The 21689-nt window shown below is 70.3% G+C and carries 24 protein-coding genes; 11 read left to right on the top strand and 13 right to left on the bottom strand.

Annotated features, from left to right (window positions below):
- Positions 1 to 542 precede the first annotated feature (542 nt).
- Positions 543 to 1019 (top strand): SixA phosphatase family protein, encoded by a 477-nt coding sequence (locus FXF51_RS49110; protein ID WP_411268434.1) that lies wholly within the window; start codon positions 543 to 545, stop codon positions 1017 to 1019.
- 20 nt (positions 1020 to 1039) lie between these two features.
- On the opposite strand, the gene serB is transcribed toward FXF51_RS49110, so the two are convergent.
- From serB to FXF51_RS49090, 4 genes are all read right to left on the bottom strand, one after another.
- The gene (gene serB, locus FXF51_RS49105; RefSeq protein ID WP_148441717.1) at positions 1040 to 2260 is read right to left on the bottom strand and encodes a phosphoserine phosphatase SerB; all 1221 of its coding nucleotides are present in this window, start codon (positions 2258 to 2260) and stop codon (positions 1040 to 1042) included.
- A gap of 77 nt (positions 2261 to 2337) precedes the next feature.
- Positions 2338 to 2886: a DUF11 domain-containing protein gene (locus FXF51_RS49100; protein ID WP_148441716.1), complete on the bottom strand. Its 549-nt coding sequence runs from the start codon at positions 2884 to 2886 to the stop codon at positions 2338 to 2340.
- Between the two features lie 99 nt (positions 2887 to 2985).
- The gene (locus tag FXF51_RS49095; protein WP_148441715.1) at positions 2986 to 3993 is read right to left on the bottom strand and encodes an S-adenosylmethionine:tRNA ribosyltransferase-isomerase; all 1008 of its coding nucleotides are present in this window, start codon (positions 3991 to 3993) and stop codon (positions 2986 to 2988) included.
- Complete coding sequence (locus tag FXF51_RS49090; RefSeq protein ID WP_148441714.1) at positions 3990 to 4646, bottom strand: SDR family oxidoreductase; 657 nt, start codon at positions 4644 to 4646, stop codon at positions 3990 to 3992. The genes FXF51_RS49095 and FXF51_RS49090 overlap by 4 nt, the downstream gene beginning before the upstream one ends.
- Positions 4647 to 4740: 94 nt before the next feature.
- Between FXF51_RS49090 and FXF51_RS49085 the strand changes: the two genes are divergently transcribed.
- Together FXF51_RS49085 and FXF51_RS49080 are read left to right on the top strand one after the other, a co-directional pair.
- Positions 4741 to 5856, top strand: a complete 1116-nt coding sequence (locus tag FXF51_RS49085; RefSeq protein WP_262380366.1) for a GAF domain-containing sensor histidine kinase — start codon at positions 4741 to 4743, stop codon at positions 5854 to 5856.
- Entirely contained in the window at positions 5853 to 6476 is a 624-nt protein-coding gene (locus FXF51_RS49080) for a response regulator (protein ID WP_148441712.1), read from the top strand. Before FXF51_RS49085 ends, FXF51_RS49080 begins: the two co-directional genes overlap by 4 nt.
- 8 nt (positions 6477 to 6484) lie before the next feature.
- Here FXF51_RS49080 and FXF51_RS49075 read toward each other — a convergent pair whose 3' ends face one another.
- Entirely contained in the window at positions 6485 to 6940 is a 456-nt protein-coding gene (locus FXF51_RS49075; RefSeq protein WP_148441711.1) for a hypothetical protein, read from the bottom strand.
- Positions 6941 to 7306: 366 nt separating this feature from the next.
- Between FXF51_RS49075 and FXF51_RS49070 the strand changes: the two genes are divergently transcribed.
- Positions 7307 to 9823: a serine/threonine-protein kinase gene (locus tag FXF51_RS49070; RefSeq protein ID WP_148441710.1), complete on the top strand. Its 2517-nt coding sequence runs from the start codon at positions 7307 to 7309 to the stop codon at positions 9821 to 9823.
- Here the strand turns inward: FXF51_RS49070 and FXF51_RS49065 are convergent.
- Positions 9810 to 10526, bottom strand: a complete 717-nt coding sequence (locus FXF51_RS49065; protein ID WP_262380365.1) for a hypothetical protein — start codon at positions 10524 to 10526, stop codon at positions 9810 to 9812. The two genes, FXF51_RS49070 and FXF51_RS49065, sit on opposite strands and share 14 nt — an antisense overlap.
- 68 nt (positions 10527 to 10594) lie before the next feature.
- On the opposite strand from FXF51_RS49065, the gene FXF51_RS49060 reads away from it, so the two are divergent.
- The 4 genes from FXF51_RS49060 (at position 10595) to FXF51_RS49045 (ending at position 13503) form a co-directional block, all read left to right on the top strand.
- Positions 10595 to 11383, top strand: coding sequence for an ABC transporter ATP-binding protein (locus FXF51_RS49060; RefSeq protein WP_148441709.1), 789 nt, complete (start codon positions 10595 to 10597; stop codon positions 11381 to 11383).
- 109 nt (positions 11384 to 11492) lie between these two features.
- The gene (locus tag FXF51_RS49055; RefSeq protein WP_148441708.1) at positions 11493 to 12416 is read left to right on the top strand and encodes an SPFH domain-containing protein; all 924 of its coding nucleotides are present in this window, start codon (positions 11493 to 11495) and stop codon (positions 12414 to 12416) included.
- Between the two features lie 59 nt (positions 12417 to 12475).
- Positions 12476 to 13231, top strand: a complete 756-nt coding sequence (locus FXF51_RS49050) for a sulfite exporter TauE/SafE family protein (protein ID WP_148441707.1) — start codon at positions 12476 to 12478, stop codon at positions 13229 to 13231.
- Between the two features lie 23 nt (positions 13232 to 13254).
- Positions 13255 to 13503 carry a hypothetical protein gene (locus FXF51_RS49045; protein WP_148441706.1) on the top strand — a complete coding sequence of 83 codons (249 nt, stop codon included), beginning with the start codon at positions 13255 to 13257 and terminating at the stop codon, positions 13501 to 13503.
- Between the two features lie 202 nt (positions 13504 to 13705).
- Here the strand turns inward: FXF51_RS49045 and FXF51_RS49040 are convergent, their stop codons facing one another.
- From FXF51_RS49040 to FXF51_RS61375, 7 genes are all read right to left on the bottom strand, one after another.
- The gene (locus tag FXF51_RS49040) at positions 13706 to 14530 is read right to left on the bottom strand and encodes an NAD(P)H-binding protein (protein WP_148441705.1); all 825 of its coding nucleotides are present in this window, start codon (positions 14528 to 14530) and stop codon (positions 13706 to 13708) included.
- A gap of 29 nt (positions 14531 to 14559) precedes the next feature.
- Positions 14560 to 15471: a Rieske 2Fe-2S domain-containing protein gene (locus tag FXF51_RS49035; RefSeq protein WP_262380364.1), complete on the bottom strand. Its 912-nt coding sequence runs from the start codon at positions 15469 to 15471 to the stop codon at positions 14560 to 14562.
- Between the two features lie 30 nt (positions 15472 to 15501).
- Positions 15502 to 16113 carry an HD domain-containing protein gene (locus FXF51_RS49030; protein ID WP_148441704.1) on the bottom strand — a complete coding sequence of 204 codons (612 nt, stop codon included), beginning with the start codon at positions 16111 to 16113 and terminating at the stop codon, positions 15502 to 15504.
- Between the two features lies 1 nt (position 16114).
- A complete protein-coding gene (locus FXF51_RS49025; protein WP_148441703.1) occupies positions 16115 to 18298 on the bottom strand; it encodes a molybdopterin-dependent oxidoreductase in 2184 nt (727 codons plus the stop codon).
- 121 nt (positions 18299 to 18419) lie between these two features.
- Positions 18420 to 19058 (bottom strand): hypothetical protein, encoded by a 639-nt coding sequence (locus FXF51_RS49020; RefSeq protein ID WP_148441702.1) that lies wholly within the window; start codon positions 19056 to 19058, stop codon positions 18420 to 18422.
- A gap of 1 nt (position 19059) precedes the next feature.
- Complete coding sequence (locus tag FXF51_RS49015; protein ID WP_148441701.1) at positions 19060 to 19275, bottom strand: hypothetical protein; 216 nt, start codon at positions 19273 to 19275, stop codon at positions 19060 to 19062.
- A 157-nt stretch (positions 19276 to 19432) separates the two neighbouring features.
- Complete coding sequence (locus FXF51_RS61375) at positions 19433 to 19576, bottom strand: hypothetical protein (protein WP_187414996.1); 144 nt, start codon at positions 19574 to 19576, stop codon at positions 19433 to 19435.
- 348 nt (positions 19577 to 19924) lie between these two features.
- Here FXF51_RS61375 and FXF51_RS49010 point away from each other — a divergent pair, with 348 nt between their 5' ends.
- The 3 genes from FXF51_RS49010 (at position 19925) to FXF51_RS49000 (ending at position 21655) form a co-directional block, all read left to right on the top strand.
- Positions 19925 to 20788 carry a helix-turn-helix domain-containing protein gene (locus FXF51_RS49010; RefSeq protein WP_148441700.1) on the top strand — a complete coding sequence of 288 codons (864 nt, stop codon included), beginning with the start codon at positions 19925 to 19927 and terminating at the stop codon, positions 20786 to 20788.
- Positions 20789 to 20833: 45 nt separating this feature from the next.
- Positions 20834 to 21058, top strand: a complete 225-nt coding sequence (locus FXF51_RS49005; RefSeq protein WP_148441699.1) for a DUF397 domain-containing protein — start codon at positions 20834 to 20836, stop codon at positions 21056 to 21058.
- 381 nt (positions 21059 to 21439) lie between these two features.
- Positions 21440 to 21655 (top strand): hypothetical protein, encoded by a 216-nt coding sequence (locus FXF51_RS49000; RefSeq protein WP_148441698.1) that lies wholly within the window; start codon positions 21440 to 21442, stop codon positions 21653 to 21655.
- The last annotated feature ends 34 nt before the right edge of the window (positions 21656 to 21689 follow it).

Raw genomic sequence — 21689 nt, 5'->3', positions numbered from 1 at the left:
GCGTTGTGGGGGCGGGCGCGAGGGGGGGGGGGGGGGGGGGGGGGGGTGGGGGGGCGGGGGGGGGGGGGGGGGGGGGGGGGGGTGGGGGGGGGGGGGGGGGGGGGGGGGGGGGCGGGGTGGGGGGGGGGGGGGGGGCGAAGTGCGGCATGCGTTGCGGGCGCGGGCAGGGGGGGCGGGTGTGGCACGTTGTGGACGCGGAAGAGGGGCGCGTGCGACGTCGAGTTGGGGCCGTGGGAGCGGGTGGGTGCGTGCGACGTGGAGTTGGGGCGCCGTGAGAGGGCGGGCGTCTGCGGCGTGGAGCTGGGAGCGCGGGGAGAGGGCGGGCGTGTTTGATGTTGAGCTGCGGGCGCAGGAGAGGGACGGGCGCGTTTCAGGCGAGGGGACGGACGCGCCCGCGGCACCCACCCCCCGCAATGGGAAACTGAGCGCGTGAACGACGAAAACCGGCCCAGCGGCGGCAAGACCCTGGGCCTGATTCTCCTGGCGATGATCGCGATCCTCGCAGTGATCATCGCGTTGTCCCTCTGGGCCTCGAAGACGGGATGACTCCGTTGCGTACCTTGATCGTGCTGCGCCACGCCAAAGCCGCCCAGGTCCCGGGCCTGGCCGACCGCGAGCGTCCCCTGACGGACCGGGGCGAGCGGGACGCCAAGCGGGTGGGCGACGAGATCAGAGCGGCGGGCCTGGAGCCCGACGCGGTGCTCTGCTCCCCGGCGGTCAGAACCAGGCGCACCGCCGAGCTGGCGTTCCCCGAGGTGGAGATCAGCTACGAGCGCGAGATCTACGAGGCCTACCCGGACGAGCTGCTGGAGCTGGTCCGCCGGACCGACCCCGGGCTGAGCACGGTGGTGCTGTGCGGCCACAACCCGGGCGTGCACGAGCTCGCGCTGGGGCTGGCCGGGGGCGACTACGTGTTCAGGCCCGGGGCGTTCGCGGTCATCGGGGTGGAGTCGCCGTGGGAGGAGCTCTGGCCGGGCCAGGGCCGCCTCATCACCCAGTGGGACCCCAAAGCGCCGTGAGCTGAAGGGCCTGAAAGGGCTTACAGGGCCGTGAGCACCCCGTCCTCGGCGTCCGCGGCCTCCACTTCGTCCCGCGAGATCCCCAGCAGGTAGAGGATCGAGTCGAGGTACGGCGTGTTGACCGCGGTGTCGGCGGCCTGCCGCACCACGGGCTTGGCGTTGAACGCGATGCCGAGCCCGGCCGCGGCGATCATGTCGAGGTCGTTGGCGCCGTCGCCGATGGCCACGGTCTGGGAGATCGGCAGCTTGGCGGCGCGGGCGAAGCGCTCCAGCGCCCGCGCCTTGCCCGGCCTGTCGACGATCTCGCCGACGACGCGGCCGGTGAGGCGGCCGTCGACGACTTCGAGGACGTTCGCGGCGGAGTAGTCGATGCCGAGCTCCTCGACGAGCCCGTCGGTGATCTGGGTGAAGCCGCCGCTGACGATGGCGAAGCGGTAGTCGAGCCGCTTGAGCGTGCGCACCAGCGTACGGGCGCCCGGGGTGAGGACGACCTCCTTGCGCACGTCCTCGAACACCTCGGCGGGCAGCCCTTCGAGCAGCGCCACCCGGCGGCGCAGCGACTCGGCGAAGTCGAGCTCGCCGCGCATGGCCTCCTCGGTGACCCTGGCGACCTCCTCCAGGCAGCCGGCGTGCGCCGCGAGCAGCTCGATGACCTCGCCCTGGATGAGGGTCGAGTCGACGTCCATGACGATCAGGCGCTTGGCGCGGCGGGACAGGCCGGTGCGCTGGACGGCCACGTCCACTTCCTGGGCGGCGGCCTCGGCGGCCAGCTCGACGCGGAGCGCGGCGGGGTCGGCGCCGGAGACGGACAGCTCGATGCAGGTGACGGGCCACTGGGCGAGGCGTTCGATGCGGTCGATGTTCGCCCCGGCGGCGGCGATGCGGCCGGCGATGCCGGCGATGGCGGCGGGCTGCAGGGTGGCGCCGAGGACGCTGACCGACAGCCGGCCGCGGCGGCGCTGCTCCTTGGCCTGCGATCCGGTGGAGAGCTCCACCTCCATGCCGAGGTCCTCGGCCACGCGTTCGACGGCGGTCCACATGGCGCCGAGGGTGGTGCCGGTGCCGGTCGAGGGGCCGCCCGCGTACGCGACGAGCACGCCTAGCGTGAGCCGGCCTCGGATGACGACCTGCTCGATGTCGGCGACCGTCACCGGAAAGCGCGACAGGACGGAGAAAAGACGCGAGGTGACGCCCGGACGGTCAGGGCCGGTCAGTGTGATCAGGAGGGTGCGCTGGTCCACATCCAGCCACGGTACTGCGCCCGGTCCGATGCTCGTGAAGCAGGTACGGCATTCGGCCCGGGCGCGGCGGGTGAACTTTAGCGAACGACCTTGGTCTTGACCGTCTTCGCGAACGCGTACTCGGGGATGCCGAGCCGGTCCAGCTCCTCCTTGCTCATGTTCTCCATGCCCTGGTCCACGTTGTAGGTGACCACACCGAGCGTCGCCGTCTGGGTGCCCTTGGCCTTCTTCGTGGTCTTGGCCACGAACTTCATGCTGACGGCCTCGCCCACCTCGACGACCCTGGGGATGAAGCAGTAGAAGGCGCGCCCGTCAAGGAAGCACTCGGTGTCCTTCTCCGCCCAGTACTGGATCTTGCGCAGGTCGACACCCTTGGGGAACTGGCCGCCGACGAACCAGGAGTCCGCGTAGTGCGGGCCCTTGTTGACAGCGTTGATCGTGTACGTGATCTTTCCGCCCGGCTTGACGGTCTTGCTGGCCTTCACCTTCACGTCGAAGGTGGAGAACGGCTCGGCGGCGGTGCTCGCCGCGGTGGCGGTGGCGGTGGCCGAGGCCGGGACAGCCGGGAGGAGCAGGGCACCGGCCGCAATTGCCAGCGCGGCACCCTTGAGGAGGGAGTTTCGCATTCACGTCTCCGTTACGAAGGGACACGGGGACGTCACAGAACCAAGCCCCCGTAAATGTCGGCTTTTCCTATCACAAACCTAAAATCTTAGTAAAGTCTATTACTTCAGAATCAGGTGCGTGTCGCCAAACTCGTGCCACAGATATCCCTTTCGCAACGCTTCCTCGTACGCCCGCGCCAGCGCCGCCTCCCCCGCGATCGCGGTCAGCATGAGCAGGTGACTGGAACGCGGCTCGTGCAGCCCGGTGATCAGCCCCGTGACCGCCCGCACCCCGGCCTCGGGCGTGACGATGTGCCCGGTCCAGCCCGCCGACGCGGCGACCCGCCCGTCAGGGCCGGCGGCCGTCTCCAGCGCCCGCACCACCGTGGTGCCCGCAGCCACCACGCGCCCGCCGTTCTCCCTGGTCAGGTTGACCAGCCGGGCCGTGGCCGCCGGCACCTCGTACCGCTCGGCGTAGGGCGGCTCGTCCTTCTCGGCCGAGGCCACCCCCGTGTGCAGGGTGATCGGCGCGATCCCGATCCCGCGCGCCACCAGCGCCGTCACCAGATCGGCCGTGAACGGCCGCGCCGCGCTCGGCATCTCCGCGCTGCCCGGCACGGTCGCGAACACGGTCTGGTACGCCTCGATCGGCCAGTCCCGCTCCACGTACGAGTAGCGGATCGGCACCCCGTGCACCCGCAGGTACGCCTCCACGTCCCGGTCGAGCACCGCCCGCCACAGCCGCGGCGTCTCGCGCCCGACCAGCCGCAACGTGGCCCGTCCCGGCATCGGCAGCCACTCGCCCGGCTCGCCCCCGCCGTACGGCTCCGACCCCTTGGCGGTACGGCGGCGCAGCTCCACCAGCCACGTGCCGTCCGGCCTGACGGTCGAGAAGTGCACCGACAGGCGGTCCAGCCGGACGGCGGCGGGCAGGGTGGCCGAGTTGTTCACCACGATCAGGTCGCCGGGGTCCAGCAGGGCCGGCAGGTCGCTGAAGTGGTGATGGGTCGGCTCCAGGTCGCCGCGCGAGACCATCAGCCGCACCGCGTCCCTGGCCATGCCCTTGGCCTCCGGCGGCTCGTGGGCCGACAGGCCGGGCGGCAGCGAGAAGTCCAGCGCGGCGGTCATTGCAGGCTCACCTTCCCGCTCGCCGGGCGCGAGCCGACCAGGTCGTACAGGGCCGCCGCGACCTTGGCGGGGTCCGTGGCGGCGGAGGCGTCCTCCTCGCCGACGGCGTCGGCGAGCATGCGGGTGTTCATCTCGCCGGGGTCCACCCACCAGACCCGCAGCTCGGGCTCCTCGGCGGACAGCACGTTCGAGAGCTGCTCCAGCGCGGCCTTGGTGGCGCCGTAGCCGCCCCAGCCCTCGTACGCGCCGGTCGCGGCGTCGGAGGTGATGTTCACGATCGAGCCGCGCGACGCGCGCAGCGCCGGCAGCGTGGCCTGGACGAGGGCGAGCGGAGCCGTCACGTTCGTCTCCAGCAGCGCCCTGAACGCGTCCAGGGGGTAGATCGAGAGCGGCGGCAGCGGCGTCACGCCCAGGTCGCTGGCGTTGTTGACCAGCAGGTCCAGCTCGGGCGCCGCCTCGGCCAGCCGCCGCACGTGGGCGGGGTCCGTCACGTCGCCGGGGATCGCGGTGGCGCCGAGCTCGTCGGCGGCCCGCTCCAGGTCGTCGGAGCCGCGCGCCGTGAGTACGAGGTTCCATCCCGCGCCGGCCAGCGACCTGGCCAGAGCGAGACCGAGTCCGCGGGAGGCGCCGGTGATGATCGCGGTGTTCGTCATGTATCCGACGGTAGGAACGCGACGCGCGCAGGACATCGGGCTGAGGACCGGTCCCGGCCTGGGCACTTCGTCCTAGGACCTTAGAGTGGGGGCCGTGACCTCCGACCGGGACGAGATTTTGCAGGCGGTGAGCTCCGCGGTGCTCGCGGTCACCCGCCATCTGTCGGTCCGCGAGGTGCTGCAGGTCATCGTACGCTCCGCGCAGCGGCTGCTCGACGCCCGCTACGCCGCGCTGGGCGTGCCCGACGAGGACGGGTCGTTCGCCGAGTTCGTCGCCGAGGGCCTGACCGACAAGCAGTGGGACGCGATCGGGCCGCTGCCCAGGCAGCACGGCATGCTCGGCGCGATGCTGCGCGACGGCACCCCGGTCAGGCTGCCCGACCTGCGCGAGGACGAGCGGTTCGAGTGGTGGCCGAAGGCGCACCCGGTGATGAAGGACTTCCTCGGGGTGCCGATCCGCGACCGCGAGCAGGTGCTCGGCATCATCTTCCTGGCGAACAAGCGCACCTGCGGCGGCTTCACCCAGGAGGACCAGGAGCTGCTCACGCTGTTCGCAGCGCACGCCGCGATCGCGCTGATCAACGCCAGGCTGTACGAGAACGGGCGCGAGCTGGCCATGCTGGAGGAGCGCAACCGGATGGCCAGGGAGCTGCACGACGCGGTCACCCAGAAGCTGTTCTCGCTGCGCCTGTCCGCGCAGGCCGCCGGAGCCATGCTGGACAAGGCCCCCGGCAAGGCCGCCGTCGAGCTCGAACGTGTCCAGCGGCTGGCCGGCGAGGCCCTGTCCGAGCTGCGGGCGGTGATCGTCGAGCTGCGGCCCGCCGAGCTTGACCGGCACGGGCTGTCCGAGACGCTGCGCAAGCACGTGCGCCTGCTCGACCGGCTCCATCCGGTCGCGGTCACGTTCGAGTGCGGCGAGCTGCCGCCGCTCGACGCGGCGGTGGAGGTGGCGGTGCTGCGGGTGGCGCAGGAGGCGCTGCACAACGCGTTGCGGCACTCGGGGGCCGAGGCGGTGGCCGTGCGCCTGGCGTACGCGGGCGGCAGGCTGGAGCTGGTCGTGCGGGACGACGGGAGCGGGTTCGAACAGACGGACTCGCGCGGGCTCGGGCTGGCGTCGATGCGCGACAGGGCCGAGGCGGTCGGTGGGGAGATGTCGGTGGAGTCGGCGCCAGGCGCCGGGACCACCGTACGCGTGGAGGTGAGCGTGTGATCCGGGTGCTGATCGCCGACGATCATCCGGTGGTGCGGCAGGGGTTGCGGACCTTCCTCGACCTCCAGGACGACATCACGGTCGTCGGCGAGGCGGGCGACGGGGCGCAGGCCGTCGAGCTGGTCGCCGAGCTGGCGCCCGACGTGCTGCTGCTCGACCTGAAGATGCCGGTCATGGACGGGCTCGGCGCGCTGGAGCGGCTGTCCGGCGTCACCACCAGGATCGTGGTGCTGACCTCGATGAGCGACCCGTCCGACGTGGGCCCCGCGATGCGGGCGGGCGCCGCCGGGTTCCTCTACAAGGACGTCGATCCGAACGCGCTGGTCCAGGCCGTGCGCGCCGTGCACGGCGGGCAGGTGCTGCTGGCCCCCGAGGCAGCGGAGGCGATGCTGGCCACGGCGGCGGCGCAGGCCGCCGTCCCCGCGCCGGTGCCGCTGACCGAGCGCGAGCGCGAGGTGCTCGCGCTGATCGCGGCCGGTCGCTCCAACAGGGAGATCGCGCGGAGCCTGGCCGTCGCGGAGAAGACCGTCAAGACGCACGTCTCGAACGTGCTGATGAAGCTGGGCGTGCAGGACCGCACCCAGGCGGCGCTGTACGCCGTACGGCACGGCCTGGGCTGAAGGACGCTCTAGGTGTCCTTCTTCGTGTTCGACTCCTCGTGGCTGGCGGGCGGGTTGTAGTCCTTGACCGGAGGCGGCGGCGTCCAGCCCCTGCCCGGGTTGCGCGGCGGGCTGACGATCGTCGTCTTGACCGTCTTGAGGTCGTAGTGGTGCTTGATGCCCAGGCGCTTGAGCTCGGCCTCGCTCATGTTCTCCATGCCCTGGTCGACGTCGAACGAGATGACGCCGAGCCGGGCGGTGGCCGTGCCCTTGGTGCCGCTCTTGAGGGTGAGCTGGAAGTTCAGCCAGTCGGTCTTGCCCTTCTCCAGTGCCAGCGGGCCCCAGCACCAGAACCACCGGCCCGCCCACTCGCATTTGGTGCCCTTGGGGCCGCCCCAGCGCAGGGTCGGCTTGACGCCCTTGGGAAGCTGGCCGCCGATGTAGTAATAGTCGGCGTAGTGCGGGCCGAGATTCTTGGCTCGCACGTAATACGTCATCTTTCCGCCGCGTTTGGTCCTTTTCGTGTACTTCACGGAGATTTTGAAGTTCGAATAAGGCGCGGCGGTGGCCCCCGTGGTGGCCCGCGTCACGGTCGTGGCTACGGCGCTGGCCTGGCCCGTTACGGTCAGGGGCGCGGCGGCCAGTCCACCGGCTAAGAACAGGCTGAAGCTTCTGCGCATGCGACGGCTCCCCGTACGGTGCTGGAAATCCCCGATCTTCTCCATGATTATTGCGTAGGGCAGATTTTTTCGCATAGAGCGATGATCTTTCGTGACCTGGGATGGCTTGCGGGCTTCTGCGTAGGCTCATCACGCTTGTGAACGGGGGTCAAGCACAAGGGGGAGGACCAGGTGCCGCAAACGCACCCCTTACAGTCCAGTGATCCGGTCACGCTGGGCGACTACCGGTTGATCGGGCGGCTGGGCAAGGGTGCGCAGGGAATCGTCTACAAGGCCGAGTCGCCGGACGGGCGGCTCGTGGCGATCAAACTGCTCAACACCCGGCTGGACAAACCCGGCATCGACTCCGAACGCTTCCTGCGCGAGGTGGCCGCCGCGCGCCGCGTCGCCCAGTTCTGCACGGCGCAGGTGCTCGGGGCGAACATGGACGGGGAACAGCCGTACATCGTCAGCGAACTCGTGGACGGGGTGTCGCTGCAGGTCGTGGTGCAGCGCGACGGGCCGCGCGAAGGCGGCGCCCTCCACCGGCTGGCCGTGGGCACCGTCACCGCGCTGGCCGCCATCCACCGGGCGGGGATCGTCCACCGGGACTTCAAGCCGAGCAACGTGCTGCTGGGGACCGACGGGCCCCGGGTGATCGACTTCGGCATCGCCAGGGCGCTGGACTCGGCGATGACGATCAGCAGCGGGGTCGTGGGGACGCCTGCCTACATGTCGCCCGAGCAGATCTCGGGGGAGCGGGTGGGGCCCGCCGGCGACATGTTCAGCTGGGCTCTCACCATGCTGTACGCGGCCACGGGGCGGCCCGCCTTCGGGCAGGACAGTTTGCCGGCGGTCATCTACCGGGTGATGCACGAGGAGCCCGACCTTTCGGTGTTGCCCGATGAGCTGCGGGCCATCGTGCAGGGGTGCCTGCGGAAGCGGGGGGAGGAGCGGCCTGCGGCGGCTGAGGTTCTGTTCTCGTTGCTGGAGAACCAGGGGGAGGAGGCGGCCGGCGATGACGAGGCGCTGAGCACGGGGTCGCAGGTGGCCGCCGAGGCGGGGGCTGGTGGTGCGGCTGCGGGGGGTGGCTGGATCGCGCCTGACGGCCGGCCCGGCCTGGTCGCGCCTGCCGCTTCGAGCCGGGTCAGCCCCACGGGGTGGGTCAGCCCGTCGGGCGACGGCTACACACCACCGCAGGGCCCGCCTGCCGGACGTGCCGCCGCGCCGCCGCAAGGCCCGCCTGCCGTCCAAGCGCCGCGCCCGCCCGCTGGGCCGCCGCCTGCCGCTCAAGCGCCGCGCCCGCCCGCGCCACCGCACGGGTCGCCCGCGCCACCGCACGGGTCGCCTGCCCAACGTATTGGCGCGCCGCCGCCACGTGCCGGGCACCCCGCCGTGTCGCACGACAGGCGCACCGAAAGGCCGCACGAAAGGCGCACCGAGAGGCCGGGCGACGGGAACGACGCGTTCTTCAAGCACACCCCCACCGAGGAGAAGCCCGACGAGGCCAGAGCGAGGCGACGGCGCGCCGCCCTGGTGGCGGGAACGCTGGTGGTGGCGCTGACCCTGGCAGGCGGCGTCCTGTACTTCGGCCCGAGAATGCTGGGCACAGGCGACGGGACGGTGGCGCAGGTGACCACGTCCGTGACCCCGCCGCCGACGACACCACCACCCCCGACACCAGCACCCCCGACACCCACACCCACCGTGGTGACGCCGACCCCCGCCGAGGTGGAGCAGGCGACGGTCCCGGTGCTGGGCAAGCAGGACGGCAAGTCGCTCAAGGGCCACACCAAGGGCGTCCAGACGCTCTCCGCCGTCCGCAACGGCGACAAGACCTGGCTGGTCACGGGCGGCCAGGACGGCCGGGTGCGCCTGTGGGACCTGGCCGGCCACAAGCCGCTGGCCACGATGAGGGGCCACAGCGAGGAGGTCTACGCGGTCGCCTGCGTGATGATGGGCAAGACCCCGATGGCCGTCTCCGGCGGCTACGACGGCAGCGTCCGCCTGTGGAACCTCAAGACCCGCAAGGGCAAGGTGCTCGGCTGGCACGGCGACGCGGTCTACGCGGTGGCGCTGACGAAGGTCAAGGGCAGGTACGTGGCGGTGACGGGCGACGCCGACGGCTACCTGAGGTTCTGGGACCTGAGCAGGCGCAAGGCGACGGGCAAGATGATCAGGGCGCACCGCAAGCCGGTGAACTGGCTGAGCGCGAGCCACGTAGGCGACCGCGCGGTGGCGGTTTCGGCCAGTGAGGACGAGACGGTGCGCATGTGGGACATGTCCTCGCGCAAGCAGTACGGCAAGACGTACAAGGGCCATTCGAAGGGCGTGTACGCGGTGGCGATGTCGAGGCTGGACGGCAAGACGGTCATCGCATCGGGTGGTAAAGACGGAAAAATCAGGCTCTGGGATGTGAAGAGCGGCAAGACGATCGGCACCATGTCCGGCCACAAGAAGATCGTCTACTCGCTGTCCTTCGGCACCATGGGCGACCGCGCGGTGCTGCTGTCCGGCGGCACCGACGGCACCATCCGCCTGTGGGACCCCCAGACCCGCAAGGCACTGGGCAAGCCGGTCAAGGCCCACAAGAGCGGCGTGTACGCCGTCGGCGTCGTCCCCGCGGACGAGGGGGTGGCGATCGTCTCGGCAGGCAAGGACAAGCTGGTCAGGATCTGGAAGGCCGGGGACGGCGCTATTGGTTCCTGACGGGCTCGAAGATCGCGTGGTGCGCCGCCACGAGCGCGCGGCGTACCGCGTGGTCAAGGTCGCGCAGCGCGATGGCGCGGGCGGCGAGTTGCCCCGAGGTGAGGCCGCGCTCGTCGGCCAGGCGCAGCACCGCTCCCAGCCGGGTGGCCAGGGCGGAGACGCGGTGCGCGCGGCCGGGGTAGCCGGGCGCGAGCTCACCGCCGCGTCCCAGCAGCTCCGGGCGGTCCTGGGCGGGCCCGTCGACCGAGGTCAGGGCTTCGGTGGCGGCGCGCATCGCGCCGGACAGCTCACGTTCCGCCTCGGCGAGGGACGGCAGGTCGTGGCGCACGGGGCCGGCGTCGTGCACCTCCAGCCGTACACCGACATAGGAGGACCCGCGCCGGTCGGGCAGCGGCACGAAGCCGAGATTGCGGTCGCGCAGCACGGCGATGGCCGCCTGGCCGGCGTCCACGGCGGCCGAGTTGAACGGCGGCGGGCCGGACAGCCCGAGCGGGTCGCCGGGCGCGGGCAGGGCCAGCCGCAGCTCGCTGAGACCCTCGGCGCGGAGGTTTGCGAGGTATTTACGCAGGGGCACGTCGCCCGCGACGGCGGGCCCGCCGACGGCTTCCACGTGGTCAGCCGCCTCGTCGAGCCCCACGTGACCGGACAGCCACGCGTTGCCCCAGGCGACCAGGGATGGACAGACAGGCGATTCAGGGCGCACCGATCCACGATAAGCGCTCGCCCTGCAATAGGTTTGTCCCGAGGGTGACTCCTAAGGAGGTATCGGGGATGGGTGGTCAGGTGCTGCGGCTCCAGGACGTCGCCGTCAGGCGCGACGGAGCGGCCCTGCTGCGCGGCATCGACTGGACGGTCAACGGGGACGAGCGCTGGGCCGTCATCGGTCCCAACGGCGCGGGCAAGACGACGTTGCTGCAGGTGGCGGGCACGTTGTTGTACCCGAGCGAGGGTGTCGTCGAGGTGCTGGGGGAGCGGCTGGGGCAGGCGGACGTGTTCGACCTGCGTCCCAGGATCGGGCTGGCGAGCGCCGCGCTGGCCGAGCGCATCCCACCGGAGGAGAAGGTCATCGACCTTGTCCTGACCGCCTCGTACGGGATCATGGGCCGCTGGACGGAGGAGTACGACTCCAACGACGTGACCAGGGCGGTCGAGCTGATCGACATGATGGGCGCGGCCCATCTGATCAGGCGGCGGTTCGGCACCCTGTCGGAGGGCGAGCGCAAGCGCGTGCAGATCGCCCGCGCGCTGATGCCGGACCCCGAGATGCTGCTGCTCGATGAGCCGGCGGCGGGCCTCGACCTGGGCGGCAGGGAGGACTTGGTGCGCCGCCTGTCGGTGCTGGCGGGCGACTACCGCTCGCCGACGCTGGTGCTGGTGACGCACCACGTGGAGGAGGTGCCGGCCGGGTTCACGCACGCGCTGCTGCTGCGGCACGGCTCGGTGGTGGCGCAGGGGCCGCTGGAGCACGTCATGACCGCCGACAACCTCTCGCAGACGTTCGGGGTGCCGCTGACGCTCGATCGCAGCGCGGAGGGCCGCTGGTACGCCCGTGCGCACTGACGCCGGACCCGCGCGCTCGCTAGATCGCCATTTATGGTGATAAAAGACGCCGATACCTAAAACCAAATAGGATCTACGAAGTCGGTTCCCTCGACTCCGGAGCGTCGCCATGTCCGTCGAGCAGCTCATCGTCGCCCTGGTCGTGGTCGCGGCGGTGGGCTTCGGGGTGGCCCGCACGATCCGCATCATCCCCCAGGCCACGGCCGCCATCGTCGAGCGCCTCGGGCGTTACCACCGCACGCTCACGCCGGGCCTGAACCTGGTGGTGCCCTTCATCGACCGGATCAAGGACATGATCGACCTGCGCGAGCAGGTGGTGTCGTTCCCGCCGCAGCCGGTGATCACCTCCGACAATCTCGTGGTCTCCATCGACACCGTCATCTACTTCCAGGTCACCAACCCGAAGGCGGCCACGTACGAGATCGCGAACTTCCTGGTCGGCGTCGAGCAGCTCACCGTCACGACGCTGCGCAACGTGGTCGGCGGCATGGACCTGGAACACACGCTGACCTCCCGTGAGGACATCAACACCGCGCTGCGCGGCGTGCTGGACGAGACGACCGGCAAGTGGGGCATCCGGGTCAACCGGGTCGAGCTGAAGGCCATCGACCCGCCCGCCTCCATCCAGGACTCGATGGAGAAGCAGATGCGCGCCGACCGCGACAAGCGCGCCGCCGTGCTGACCGCCGAGGGGCAGCGCCAGGCGGCGATCCTGGCCGCCGAGGGCGAGAAGCAGGCCTCGGTGCTGCGGGCGCGCGGCGAGGCGGAGGCCGCCGTGCTGCGCGCGCAGGCGGAGGCGGAGGCCCAGGCCATGCGCGCCAAGGGGCAGGCGGACGCGATCGGCATGGTGTTCAAGGCCATCCACGAGGGCAACCCGGACCAGCACCTGCTCGCCTACCAGTACCTCCAGACCCTGCCCGAGATCGCCAAGGGCGACGCCAATAAGATCTGGATCGTCCCCTCTGAGATGGGCAAGGTCCTGGAGAACCTGGGCGGCCTGTTCACACCCCCCAAGGGACAGGACAGCCCGTAGGAACCCCGCCGACGCCGCGGCCCGACGGGGCACCACGCGGCGGCTGCTTGGAGGGTTTCGTGACGGGCTGGGAGCTGGCCGCGGTGTGCGCCGCCGGTGTGGTGGCCGGCGCCATCAACGCGGTGGTCGGGTCGGGGTCGCTGATCACCTTCCCCACCCTGGTGGCGCTGGGCGTCGACCCCGTCATCGCGAACGTCTCCAACACCGTCGGTCTCGTCCCCGGCTCCTTCAGCGCCGCCTTCGGCTACCGCACCGAGCTGCAGGGGCAGCGCGACCGCCTGCTGCGGCTGGGCGCGGCCTCCGCGCTGGGCGCGCTGATCGGCGGGATCCTGCTGCTGTTCCTCGATCCCGACGTGTTCGAGATCGTGGTCGTCGCCCTCATCGCGCTGGCCTGCGTGCTCGTCGTGACGCAGCCCAGGCTCAACACGTGGGTGGCCGCGCGCCGGCGGCAGCCGCATCCGCACGGCGGTGCGGCCCTGTGGCTGGGCGTGCTGGGCGCGGGCGTCTACGGCGGCTACTTCGGCGCGGCACAGGGGGTGCTGCTGATCGGACTGCTCGGCATCTTCCTCGACGACGGCCTCCAGCGGGTGAACGCCGCCAAGAACGTGCTCGCGATGATCGTCAACGGGGTGGCGGCCGCGTTCTTCATCGTGGCCGCCGACGTGGACTGGCAGGCCGCCGCGGGCGTGGCGGCGGGGGCCACCGTGGGCGGCTTCCTCGGGGCCAGGCTCGGGCGGCGCATCCCCGCCCCGGTGCTGCGCGGGGTCATCGTGTGCGTGGGTGTCGTGGCCATTATCGTACTGGTGTACGGATAATCGCCGATGGGTATGAACCCGGTATGAAAGGTGACCGGGTGGAGATCGTCATCGACGCCGGAGGCACGTCGCCGCGCACCTACGAGATCACGGCCACCCGCGCGGGCAGGCGGGTGGAGGTGGCCAACCGGCGGGGGCTCGTGGAGGTGAGCGAGGTCACGCGCAGCGGCACGCCGGTGCGCACGGCCCGATTCATGTCCAGCCGCATCCTCGCCCTCGTCGAGCACCCCGCCGACGAGCCCCCGGACGGGCGCACCGCCGCCGCCGGGTGATCCCGCCGCACGTCGGCGGAGGTCCTTGGGGGGTGTACGCGCGTCGCCGGGTCCGTCGAGCGGCGTCGGCGGCACGGTGCGTCAGGCAGTGCGGTGCGTCAGGCAGTGCGGCGCGGTGCGTCAGGCGGCACGGTGCGTCAGGTAAGGCGGCGCGTCAGGCAGTGCGGCGCGGTGCGCCAGGCGGTGTTGGAGTGCAGTGCGATCAGCGGAAGTCCGCCACGTGGTCCTCGGCCCACTGGCGGAAGCTCAGCGCCGGCCGCCCCAGCAGCCGCCGCACGGTGTCGGTGGCCCGCTCGGGGTGCTCGACGAAGCTCTCCCAGGCCTTCAGCGCGCTCTGCACGAACGCCTCGTCCCCCCAAGCCGCCAGCAACCGCTCACGCGCCTCCTCGGGCGGCTGCTCCTCCCACCGCACCTCACGTCCCACGGCCTCACCGATCAGCCGCACCTGCTCCGCCTGGGTCAGCTCCGCGGGCCCTGTCATGGCGTACGCGGCCCCGTTGTGCCCCGCGGACGTGAGCACGTGCACGGCCACCGCCGCGATGTCCTTCTCGTGGATCAGCGCCCGCGACGCCTGCCCGTACGGCCAGCGCACCACACCCTGCCTGACCTGGTCCGCCCACCCCAGCGTGTTGGCCGCGAACCCGCCCGGCCGCAGGAACGTCCAGCCGAGCCCGGAGCGCCTGATCAGCCCTTCGATCTCGCCGTAGTGGCCGGCGGCGTCCTCGCTGCCGGGCATCAGCGCCGACAGGTACACCACCCGCCGCGCGTGCTCGGCGATCCTCTCCACCGCCTCGGCCGCGTTGCCCGTCGTGAAGCCAGGCCAGAGCAGGAACACGCTCTCCACGTCCTTCAACGCCGGTTCGAGCGTCTCGGGGGCGGTCAGATCGCCCTGCACGACCTCCACGCCCGCCTGGACCCGCTCGGGCCGCCTGGCGAACGCCCGCATGTCGAGGCCCGCCGCGGCGAGCTGGGACACCACATGGCTGCCGACATTTCCGGTCGCACCGGTCACAAGAATTTTGCTCATGACCTCGACGGTAGGACCTCAACCAAACTTCAGGTCAACCCCGGGCGTACCTGGATGGTGCCGTCCCGTCTGATCCGCGTCTCGAACACGGGCGCGGGCGCGGTAGCCGGACCGTGCTTGACCGAGCCGTCGGCCAGCCGGAACGTGCTGCTGTGCCACGGGCACACCACGCACGCCTCGCCGTCCTCCATGACGAGCCTGCCCTGGTGCAGCGGCCCCGCCAGGTGCGGGCAGCGATCGGCCAGCACGGTGACGCCGTCACCCTGGCGCAGCACGAAGAGCTGGATGTAGCCCAGCCGCCTGGCCACCGGACGTCCGTCGGGCAGGTCCTTGAGCGGGCACAGGTCGTGCCAGCCCAGCGGCACCAGGTGCGTCACCTGCGGCGCGTGGTTGGCCCCGGCGGCCTGCCGGTAGGCCAGATGCCCGCCGAGATAGGCGCCGAGCCCGCCCACGGCCAGCCCCGCGTAGGAGAGCATCCGGCCGGGTCGCTCGCGTCCGCGCATCCGGGCCATGAGGGAGGCGGTCAGGAGGCCGAGCGCGGTCAGGTTCGCCGCCATGTGCACGAAACCCACCCGCTGCTGCTCGCGGTGCAGCGAGGACCAGTCGGTCAGCCCCGCCGCCACCGTGGGCAGGGCGTTGACCAGGCCGGTGGCCAGCAGCAGGCGGGCCGCCCGCGGGTCGGCCTTCGCCAGGTCCAGCACGGCGGTGGAGAGCCAGCAGCCCAAACTGACCGTCGCCAGGGGCGGATGCACCGGCTCTCCGATGGGGACGCCGTGCAGCAGGTCGCGCAGGCGGCCCTGGCGCAGCCGCTGCCGCACGGCCTTGGCCAGCCCCCTGATCGGCGTGTCCATGGCCTTCGACTTCTCGAGCCGATCGGCGATGGCGACCGGCCCGGCGAAACCCCGCAACTGCCGACGTCTCGCGCGTACTGTCTCTTTCACGACAAGTCCCCTACCCCGGCCATGTGGGGATCACTCGGACAGGTGTCCCCTGGCCACCGAGAGTTCGACCAGTTCCGACGCGTACGCGCCGAGCGAGGGCGAGCCCTCCTCGATGATCCGGATCTTCTCCTTCACCTGCCCTGCCGTCACCTTGAACAGCGGCCAGGTGCCGCCCTCGGTGTGATGGTTGGCCAGGATCGGGGCGAAACGGTCGAGCGCCTTGGCGAACCTCGACTCCGGCGTCTTCCTGGCCTCGAACTCGTCCCACAGCTCTCTCAGCCACACCCCCTGCTCGTCCGGGAGCAGGCCGAAGATGCGGTCGGCGGCGGCCCGCTCGGCCTCGGCCTGGACCTCGACCGCCACCGTGTCGTAGATGAACGTGTCACCCGCGTCGATCTCCACCAGGTCGTGCACCAACAACATGGCCACCACCCGCTGGAGGTCCGTTCCGGGTGGGGCGTGCTCCCCGAGGACCATCGCCAGCGTGCCCACGTACCAGGAGTGCTCGGCGGAGTTCTCCCGCCGCGAACCGTCGATGAGATGGTTGCGACGGATGATCCGCTTCAACTTGTCGATCTCGATGGCGAAGGCGATCTGGGCGTTCAGGCGGTCCTCTTCTGGCGCGATAGTCACGCGCGACACCCTAATGTGCGATGATCACCCCGGTTGGTGAAATCGTGACCGGAACTCCGTTGAACACTGCGTTACCACTCGGAACGTCCAGGGTCGTCTCGTCGGTGAGCGTGTTCGCGCTGACGCCCGCGTGCTCGGCCGCCACGTTCTGGGCACTGCCCGCGTGACCCCATCCGTGCGGCAGGCTGACGACGCCCGGCATGATCGTGTCCGTCGCCTCGACGGGCACCGTGACCTGGCCCTTCGCCGAGCGCACCACGGCCTCGCCGTCCAGGCCGAGACGGGCCACGTCGGACGGGTGGATCTGCAGCGTGCACCTGTTGCTGCCGCCGACCAGCGGGCCCACGTTGTGCATCCAGCTGTTGTTGGAGCGCAGGTGCCGCCGCCCGATGAGGACGATCTCCGGCGGCTCCTCCTCCAGCTTGCCGCGCAGCCGCTCGACGTCCTCCATGAGCTGCGGCGGCGCCAGCTCGATCAGCCCGGAGGCCGTCCTGAGCACCTCGCCCAGCCGGGGCTCCAGCGCGCCGAGGTCGAGGCCGTGCGGGTTGTCGAGCAGCTTGCGCAGCGACAGGTCGCCCTTGCCGGCCCACTCGCCGTACGGGCCGAGCCGCAGCATGAGGTCCAGCCGCCGCTCGCTGCCCGACTCGCCCTCCAGCAGGTCGCGCAGCTCCGCCAGATCCCGCCCCTCGACGCCCGAGCCCGGCGTCTCAGTGGCCTTGCGCAACATCTCGTCGATGACGAACGCGTCGAGGTCCCCCTCCAGACCCGAGGCGATCATCGCCAGCCTGGCCAGGATCTGCGCCTCCGACGGCCGCTCGTCCAGCGGCAGCAGCGGCGGCGAGTAACGCGCGTAGTTGCGCACGGCGAACCCGAGCAGCGCGAAGTCGTAGTGCCCCGATTGCAGGACCCGCGGCGGAGGCAGGATGACGTTGGCGTGCCTGGTGGTCTCGTTCAGGTACGGGTCCACGCTCACCATGAAGTCGAGCTCGCGGAAGGCCGCGTCCAGCCGGTCGCCGTGCGGCGCCGACAGCACGGGGTTGCCCGCGATCGTCAGCAGGAACCTGATCTGCCCCTCGCCCGGCGTCTCGATCTCGTCGGCCAGCGTGGCCACGGGCAGCTCGCCGTTCGTCTCCGGCAGGCCTCTGACGCGGCTCTTCCACCGGCCCACCGCGTACGGCTTGCGCCGCCCGGCGAACTCGGTCGCGGGCTTGGGGAACATCGCGCCACCGGGCCTGTCGAGGTTGCCGGTGAGCACGTTGAGCACGTCCACCAGCCACTGGGCCAGCGTGCCGAACTCGGCCGTGCACGTGCCGATCCTGGCGTAGACGGCGGCCGTGCGCGCCGCGGCCAGCTCCCTGGCCAGCCGGACGATCGTCTCGGCGGGCACCCCGGTGCGCCGCGCCACCACCTCGGGCGGGAACTGCTTGGCCGCCTGGCGCACCTCCTCCAGCCCGTTGAGCTCGTACCCCTCGGGGCTGATCAGGTCCTCGGCGAACAGCGTGTGGACGATGCCGAACAGCAGGTACGCGTCCGCGCCAGGCCGGATGAAGACGTGCTCGTCGGCCAGCGCGGCGGTGCGCGTGCGGCGCGGATCGACCACGACGAGCCGGCCGCCGCGCCCGCGAAGGGCCTTGAGCCTGCCGGGGAAGTCGGGCGCGGTGCACAGGGAGCCGTTGGACTCCAGCGGGTTGGCGCCCAGCATCAGCAGGAAGTCGGTCCTGTCCAGGTCGGGCACCGGGATGGCCAGCGGATGGCCGAACATGAGCCCGCTGGCCACGTGCTTGGGCATCTGGTCGGCGGTGCTGGCGGAGAAGACGTTGCGGGTGCCCAGCGCCTTGATCAGCGGGGCGGCGTACAGGGCGCCCGCCATGGTGTGGGCGTTGGGGTTGCCGAGGTAGACGGCGGTCGAGCGGCGGTCCGCGAGCCGGTCGAGGCCGGCCCGCACGGCGGCGAACGCCTCGTCCCAGCCGACCTCGCGCCAGAGGTCGCCCTCCCTGATCAGCGGCTTGCTCAGCCGGTCCGGGTCCTCGTCGAGGCGGCCGAGGCTGGCTCCCTTCGGGCAGATGAACCCCTTGCTGAACGGGTCGTCCTTGTCTCCGCGGACGCCGGTCACGTGCCCGCCGTCGTCGAGGGTGAGAGTCAGGCCGCAGACGGCCTCGCACAGGGGACAGGTCCGGTGGACGGTCGACGTCATCACGACTCCTGAGTTCGCCAGATGAACTCATCTTGGCGCGGACCGGGCGCATGGGGAAGCCCCGGAGCCCCCGCGGTCTCCGGGGCTTGCACCCCTAGGGACGGCCCCGTTCCCTAGGTCTTCAGCCTGCCTGGGGCAGTGCCACCAGATCAGGCGGCTCCTCTAGCTCGGATCTCAGCGGGATCCAGGCTCTGCGGCCGTACAGGCGGTCCAGCCCGGGGGAGGTGGCGCCGGGCGCCTCGTCGCGCCTGACGATCTCCACGGTGAGGAACTGGGCCCGCCTGCGGTGCCGGTAGACGTTCACGCTGCGGGCCCAGCAGGCCGCCGCGATCTCGTCGCCGAACGCCTCGAACGTCTCGGCGCTGATGCCCGCCCTGGTCATGACCAGGGCCTTCTCGCCCGTGGTCGTCGGCGTGATCCAGAGCACCAGCGGGATGCGGCCCGCCCTCGTGTGCAGGGTGGTCTCCAGGCAGGTCCGCTGCAGGCGGTGCCGGGAGACCACGCACCAGAAGTGCGCCGCGACCCAGTTGCGGCCGAACCTGGTGGCCGCGGGCACCGAGACCGCGCCGGCCACCAGGACGAAGGGCACCCACCGGCCCTGCTGCGCGGCGCTCAGCAGGGTCATGACGAGCAGCGCCAGCCCGCCGAGCAGCAGCAGCTCGGTGCGCGCCCGCCAGAGCCTGGCCAGGACGGATCCGCCACGCGCGGCGGGGAGGTCCTCACTGGCCGGGTACATCTGGTTGCGCGGGTTCCTCGCCATGTCAGGACACCTCCTCTGTCACCTTGCGTGGCTGGCGGAGCTGGTCGAACCGTGGGTCCCGGTACCTGCGCGAACCGAAACCGGTCTTGGTGACGGTCCAGCCCATCCGGAAGGCGAATTCGTCGGGCTCCACGCAGATCTCGTAGTCGGCGGAAGCGATGAGATCCTGGATCCAGGACTTGATTCGGCTGACCCCCTTGGTACCTTGTGAGTACATAGAAGACCCCTTTCGCGGCATTTAGAGGTGGCTTCTTGCCGGTCCGAAGGCTGGTGACCGAGTTTCGCCGCAGGGTGGCAGCCCGTATGCGGCGCTCGGTGATCAGCCTCGGCCCGGTTTTTTTCGTGCTCGAATGAGCGGATTCGCGCTGTGCGATTCAGGCGATGACGAGATCCTTCCGGCAAGTGGCCTCCCTGTTTCGGATGTTCTTTTCCGGGACGGCGACGTTGCCGGAGATGCGGCCCTCGTGCGGGCGCGCGACGGTGGGCGAAAGGCTCGTTGCGCTGGGCCGTATCGTCATGTCCGGCCTCCCTCGCGACTTGAGAACCCTCCTGGTTCTGATCGTCCCCCGCTGCCGTCAATGCTGCAAGACTTCCAGCAAGGGAAGATTTACTTTTCTTCGCTTCTTGCGGTGCAACTTGCACGACAAGCGTCATAGGGCCGCTGGGAGCCGGAAGATCTCGCCCGTCTCCTGCCAGTTCACGGAGCTTGTCCTTGCTCCTACGCTCTACCCGTGAAAGCCTTCTGGCAAGGCTGTGCGGCACAACACATGCAACTTGCAGTGTAAGATTGGGCGAACGGCCCAAAAAGCCGGGCTCCAAACGGTCCCATCCGGCTACACCTTCATTCCTGAGAAGGAGCGTGGACGGTGCCATCGCAGCAGGGCAGTCCAACAGTTCGGCGGCTCCGGCTGGGTCAGGAGCTACGCCTACTCCGCGAGCGACGGAAGTACACCGGGGCCAAAGCCGCCAGGGAGCTGGGCTGGTCGGCGAGCAAGGTGAGCCGCATCGAGGCCGCCAAGACCATGCCGTCCGCCGAGGACATCAAGTCCATGGCGAAGTTGTACCGCGCCGACGGCGCCAAACTTGACGAGCTCGTCGGCCTGTTGCGTGACGCGGAGCAGCGCGGGTGGTGGGAGGATTACGAGGACACCCTCCCCGAGGAGTACACAAGATTCCTCGGCCTGGAGGCGGAGGCCATCCACCAGCGCAACTGGGAACCCCAGGCTGTGCCGGGTCTCCTGCAGACCGAGGACTACGCCCGGGAGGTCATCCTCGCCACGCGCGGCATCGCACGCATCACGCACAGCGGTGTCCGCAGCAGGGTCGAGGCCCGGCTCGACCGGCAGCAACGGGTTCTGCACAGACCCGATCCCTGCCGGATGAGCGTCATTCTGGACGAAGCAGCGCTTATGCGCCGTTTCGGGGAGCCTTCGGTCATGCGTGAGCAGATGGAACATCTGTTGGAGGTGTCCCTACTGTCACACGTCGGCGTTCAGGTCCTACCATTGGACTCGCTTCACCCGGTCAACACCGGTGCGTTCATTCATCTCAAGTTCGCGGAATTCGACGATGTGGTGTACCTGGAGCAGCTCTATTCGGCCCACTTCGTGGAAGACCTCGAGCGGGTGGCTGGTTACGAAACAGCCTTCGACCATATGAGGTCGGAAGCTCTGGATGAGGATGAGTCTCGTGTGCTCATCCAGCGCAAGGCCATGCTTTGGCGGCGTTGACGACGCCGCCACTCAATACACAGGCAACGGAGCCTAGGGAAGAAAATGCACAACGACATCACGAAGGTGGCTTGGCGTAAGGCCAGCTACTGCAACGGCGCGACGGCATGCGTCGAAGTGGCGCCTCTGGCGGATGGCAACGTCGCGCTGCGCGACAGTAAGCAGCAGGACGGCCCGGTCCTGGTCTTCACGCCGGCGGAGTGGGCGGCGTTCACAAAGGGCGTCCTCAGCGGCGAATTCGACCTGGACGCGCTCGTCGCCAGTGCATGAGTTGAGACGGCCCTGGCGCGTTGTCGGCACAACCACCAGGGCCGTTCAAGCGGCGGCGCGCCTCTGCGACCTGCCGCTCTTTCCGTAGAAGACGGGCTTCCCGGTTGCCCGATCAAGTTCCGGCATTTTTCTCGGCTTGCGTCGATCCTGTTCTTGGCCAGGTGCGAAAAGGCCTTTCAGTGGACGCTGCTGCAATAGTCTGCGCAATGCGTTTCTGGAAACTCAGGCACGCACCACAAGATACAAGTTGCAGTGTACGATCCCGAGGCAGACAAGGTTTCCGGATGTGGATGGACGCGCGAACATCCATACATCGCATCTTGGACGGCTGGCCAACGTCCAAGGCGGTTGAGCGTTACTCGTTCACCAGAGGGAACGGCTATGAAGAACGGCGGCTACATCATCCTGGCTCTCAGCCTCGCTCTCAACGCGGCCCTGATCGCGGGAATCGTGGTCTTCGCCACGGCGGGCGATCTGCCGAACGCGTTGAGCGCAGGTGGCGTCACCTTTCTCGGAATCGCCACTCTCGTCGTCACGATCATGGCCCTGACAGGCCTGTTCGTGAAGGACAAGAGCACCACGCCCCCAATTCCCTGATCGACTTTCGAACAGCGCTACGGCCCGCGCTCCC

It is taken from the genome of Nonomuraea sp. PA05, from assembly GCF_008086045.1.
In the GTDB taxonomy this organism is placed as follows: Bacteria; Actinomycetota; Actinomycetes; order Streptosporangiales; family Streptosporangiaceae; genus Nonomuraea; species Nonomuraea monospora.
Note: the sequence above shows the minus strand (reverse complement) of the source record. Positions and strands in the feature narration are given on the sequence as shown.

Bases quoted from the DNA above. Each gene is read 5' to 3' on its own strand.
- FXF51_RS49110 (WP_411268434.1), top strand. From the start codon at position 543: ATGACTCCGTTGCGTACCTTGATCGTGCTGCGCCACGCCAAAGCCGCC.
- FXF51_RS49100 (WP_148441716.1), bottom strand. From the start codon at position 2,886: ATGCGAAACTCCCTCCTCAAGGGTGCCGCGCTGGCAATTGCGGCCGGT.
- FXF51_RS49095 (WP_148441715.1), bottom strand. From the start codon at position 3,993: ATGACCGCCGCGCTGGACTTCTCGCTGCCGCCCGGCCTGTCGGCCCAC.
- FXF51_RS49090 (WP_148441714.1), bottom strand. From the start codon at position 4,646: ATGACGAACACCGCGATCATCACCGGCGCCTCCCGCGGACTCGGTCTC.
- FXF51_RS49060 (WP_148441709.1), top strand. From the start codon at position 10,595: ATGGGTGGTCAGGTGCTGCGGCTCCAGGACGTCGCCGTCAGGCGCGAC.
- FXF51_RS49055 (WP_148441708.1), top strand. From the start codon at position 11,493: ATGTCCGTCGAGCAGCTCATCGTCGCCCTGGTCGTGGTCGCGGCGGTG.
- FXF51_RS49045 (WP_148441706.1), top strand. From the start codon at position 13,255: ATGAAAGGTGACCGGGTGGAGATCGTCATCGACGCCGGAGGCACGTCG.
- FXF51_RS49040 (WP_148441705.1), bottom strand. From the start codon at position 14,530: ATGAGCAAAATTCTTGTGACCGGTGCGACCGGAAATGTCGGCAGCCAT.
- FXF51_RS49025 (WP_148441703.1), bottom strand. From the start codon at position 18,298: ATGACGTCGACCGTCCACCGGACCTGTCCCCTGTGCGAGGCCGTCTGC.
- FXF51_RS49020 (WP_148441702.1), bottom strand. From the start codon at position 19,058: ATGGCGAGGAACCCGCGCAACCAGATGTACCCGGCCAGTGAGGACCTC.
- FXF51_RS49015 (WP_148441701.1), bottom strand. From the start codon at position 19,275: ATGTACTCACAAGGTACCAAGGGGGTCAGCCGAATCAAGTCCTGGATC.
- FXF51_RS61375 (WP_187414996.1), bottom strand. From the start codon at position 19,576: ATGACGATACGGCCCAGCGCAACGAGCCTTTCGCCCACCGTCGCGCGC.
- FXF51_RS49005 (WP_148441699.1), top strand. From the start codon at position 20,834: ATGCACAACGACATCACGAAGGTGGCTTGGCGTAAGGCCAGCTACTGC.
- FXF51_RS49000 (WP_148441698.1), top strand. From the start codon at position 21,440: ATGAAGAACGGCGGCTACATCATCCTGGCTCTCAGCCTCGCTCTCAAC.